The sequence below is a fragment of the Alkalibacterium iburiense genome (assembly GCF_039521845.1).
GTDB classification, from domain to species: domain Bacteria; phylum Bacillota; class Bacilli; order Lactobacillales; family Carnobacteriaceae_A; genus Alkalibacterium; species Alkalibacterium iburiense.
This window is the reverse complement of sequence record NZ_BAAACW010000102.1, coordinates 1-3,188: the sequence shown is the minus strand read 5'-3', so window position 1 is coordinate 3,188 and position 3,188 is coordinate 1. Positions and strand designations below refer to the sequence as shown.

Here is a 3,188-nt window from a genome sequence, read left to right as displayed (position 1 = left end):
TACGCTCTTCGTGGTGAATATGAAGCGAATAATTAAGCTCAAGAGCGAGAATGAAGAAAAATTAATAGAAAACAAACAAAAATAATCAGTGCTACCTGTGTAAATGCCTTGAAATTTACCAGATAATCACTGATTATTTATTTTACCCATTTATAGCCCTTAAAAAGGGTTTCTTTTTCAGCACCCTCCCCAAAGGCAGAGTCTGTTCCGTTTGATTAAAAAATAAATTCAAGTATATGTCTCCATAAATCTGGGTTAAAAATATCCATCGGATCGCCGGCTTCACCAATGACGCTGTAACCTAGCATGGCCCCACCTATAAATGCAGCACCAATTAATAGAACGACAACAAGAACTTTTATAATATAAATGAGAATGTTATTGACTACAGATTTCCATGTCATTCGTGTTCACCTCTTCTATTCATCCCTTACCCCAGTGAAGACTATTATCTTCTTTTTTTCAGATTTTCTAATAGTATGCCAGTCCCTAAAGCCACAGAGTCAAGCGGTTCTTCAGCAACAAATACGGGAACTTTTAACTCTTCAGCAAATAAAAGGTCAATGCCATCAAGCATGGCGCCTCCTCCAGTTAAAATAACGCCTCGATCAATAATGTCAGCAGATAATTCAGGAGGGGTTTGTTCTAAAACGGCTTTTGCCTGCTCAACCACTGCTTGCAAGGATTCATTTGTTGCCTCCATGACTTCTAAAGAAGTTATAGTAATGGTGCGAGGTAAGCCAGAGACCATATCTCTTCCACGAACGTCCATCTCTTCATCTCTTCCGTGATTAAACATGACACCAATTTCTTTTTTTATTTGTTCAGCTGTACGTTCACCAATGAGTAAGCCGTGCTTTTTCTTTACATACTCTTTAATATCATCATCCAATGTATCACCGGCAACCTTAATTGAACGACTGGTGACGATTCCACCCATCGATAAGACAGCAATATCACTTGTCCCGCCACCGATATCGATGACCATGTTTCCACTTGGCTGGAATATATCCATTCCTGCCCCTATAGCGGCTACTTTCGGTTCTTCTTCCAGATACACATTCTTGCCGCCACTTTTTTCAGCTACTTCAATAATCGCTTTTTGTTCAATAGCAGTTATATTCGTTGGACAGCAAATTAAAATATTGGGTTTAGTTAAAAATCCTTTAACATTTAGTTTATCAATAAAGTGAGTCAGCATCGCTTCCGTGATATCAAAATCAGCAATGACTCCTCCTTGTAATGGACGTATAGCGGTTATATTTCCGGGTGTTCTTCCGACCATTAAGTAGGCTTCTTCCCCTACTGCTAATACTTCGTTTGTTTTTGTGTCTAGTGCTACAACAGCTGGTTCATTTAATACAATTCCTTTGCCTTTAACATGAACAAGCACGTTTGCTGTTCCTAAGTCGATGCCAATATCTCTAGCCATCGTTTTTCTCCTCTCACCGATTCATTACTAGTGTATAATACGAGACGCATGTGAACGTTTAAAATCTTTTCACTCTTTCTATGATACTTAAGATAGAAAAAAAGAGCAACACCAAATTTTAAAATTATGTTAAGATATCGTTGGCTTGTTGATTTAAGACAACAAAAAAAAGAGAAAAGAGTCAACATTGTAAAAAAGTAGGTCGTTAGGCCTTATGCACTCTTTTCTCTCTATTCAATTTATAAGTTATATACCAACAGAGCTAGTTTCTGATACAGTCGATTCTTCCTCAATGACTCTTTCAATATCGGCTCCCAATTTCTTCAATTTATTATGGAATCCTGCATAGCCACGATCGAGGTGATGCAATTTCGTCACCTTTGTGTATCCTTCAGATATTAAGCCGGCGATAATTAGAGAAGCAGATGCACGTAAATCGCTAGAAGCCACTTCTGCTCCTTGTAAAGTATGGCCTCCTTGGATAATGATACTTTGTCCATCGACGTTGAAATTCGCATTCATTTTTCTTAGTTCTTCCATATGCATAAATCTATTTTCAAAAACAGTCTCTCTCATGATACTGGTTCCTTCAGCTGCCAGCTGAGCAATGGTCATTGGCGCTTGTAAATCCGTAGGAAAACCTGGATGAGGCATCGTTTTAACATCAGTCGGTTTTAATGTAGTCGGTCCAATGACTCGAATCCCTTCTTTAGATTCAATAAATTGGACGCCCATTTCACCTAGTTTTGAGATGAGAGGCTTATTATGTTCAGCGACTCCTTCTTCAATTAAGATGTCTCCTTGCGTAACGGCTGCAGCAACCATAAATGTCCCGGTTTCAATTCTATCAGGTATAATTGAATGGTCTACCCCGTGTAAGGTTTCCACACCTTCTATTCGAAGCGTTTCTGTACCGGCACCTACTACTTTTGCTCCCATTCTATTTAAAAAGTTAGCAAGATCGACTATTTCAGGTTCTCTAGCCACGTTTTCGATGACGGTAGTTCCCTTAGCCATAGTCGCGGCCATCATAATATTCTGGGTTGCTCCAACACTAGGAAAATCTAAGTAAATGTGAGCCCCTTTTAATTCGTCAACAGATGCCTCAATGTATCCATTTCCCATTTCAATCTTTGCACCCATCGCTTCGAAGCCTTTAAGGTGTAGGTCGATAGGACGAGATCCAATAGCACAGCCGCCTGGCAATGCCACTCTAGAATACCCTGTACGGGCAAGCAACGGTCCCATAACTACAATGGAAGCACGCATTTTGCTCATGAAATCAAAAGGTGTTTCATTGTTCAATTCTTTTTCTGCATTAATCGTAATGGTTTTATTTTCTTCATCAAAGGCAACATCCATATTTAAATAAGATAATACCTCGTTCATAATATAAATATCTGATAATAAAGGAATGTTGCTAAGCTTTGAATCTCCTTCGCTTGCCAGAATTGTAGCAGCTAGTATTGGAAGTGCAGCGTTTTTAGCTCCATCTATAGTGACAGAACCTTTTAACTTTCTGCCTCCACTCACAATTATTTTTTCCATTTTATGTCCTCCATTTTTTACGACGTATTTCCAAAAATTTTGTTTATTTTATAGTTTATTTCTTCGTTTATTGCTTGTAAATCAATCTTTTACACAAAAAAGCACCTCTCCCTCCCCTTTTTTGATAAAATGAAGTCGTGCAAACCCATTTAAAAGGAGAGAAAAGAGATGCCTAATCTACTTCAAATTATCATGTATTTAATTGAAA

The 3,188-nt window shown here is 38.3% G+C and carries 3 protein-coding genes; all 3 read right to left on the bottom strand.

Features of this window, described 5'->3' with window-relative positions; translation table 11 throughout:
* Positions 1-215: 215 nt before the first annotated feature.
* Positions 216-404, bottom strand: a complete 189-nt coding sequence (locus ABDZ53_RS08350; protein ID WP_343755477.1) for a DNA-directed RNA polymerase subunit beta — start codon at positions 402-404, stop codon at positions 216-218.
* Positions 405-448: 44 nt separating this feature from the next.
* Positions 449-1,432 (bottom strand): rod shape-determining protein MreB, encoded by a 984-nt coding sequence (gene mreB / locus ABDZ53_RS08345; protein WP_343755475.1) that lies wholly within the window; start codon positions 1,430-1,432, stop codon positions 449-451.
* Positions 1,433-1,678: 246 nt separating this feature from the next.
* Positions 1,679-2,980 carry a UDP-N-acetylglucosamine 1-carboxyvinyltransferase gene (murA, locus tag ABDZ53_RS08340; RefSeq protein WP_343755473.1) on the bottom strand — a complete coding sequence of 434 codons (1,302 nt, stop codon included), beginning with the start codon at positions 2,978-2,980 and terminating at the stop codon, positions 1,679-1,681.
* Positions 2,981-3,188 lie beyond the last annotated feature (208 nt).

Bases quoted from the DNA above. Each gene is read 5' to 3' on its own strand.
- murA (WP_343755473.1), bottom strand. From the start codon at position 2,980: ATGGAAAAAATAATTGTGAGTGGAGGCAGAAAGTTAAAAGGTTCTGTC.
- mreB (WP_343755475.1), bottom strand. From the start codon at position 1,432: ATGGCTAGAGATATTGGCATCGACTTAGGAACAGCAAACGTGCTTGTT.
- ABDZ53_RS08350 (WP_343755477.1), bottom strand. From the start codon at position 404: ATGACATGGAAATCTGTAGTCAATAACATTCTCATTTATATTATAAAA.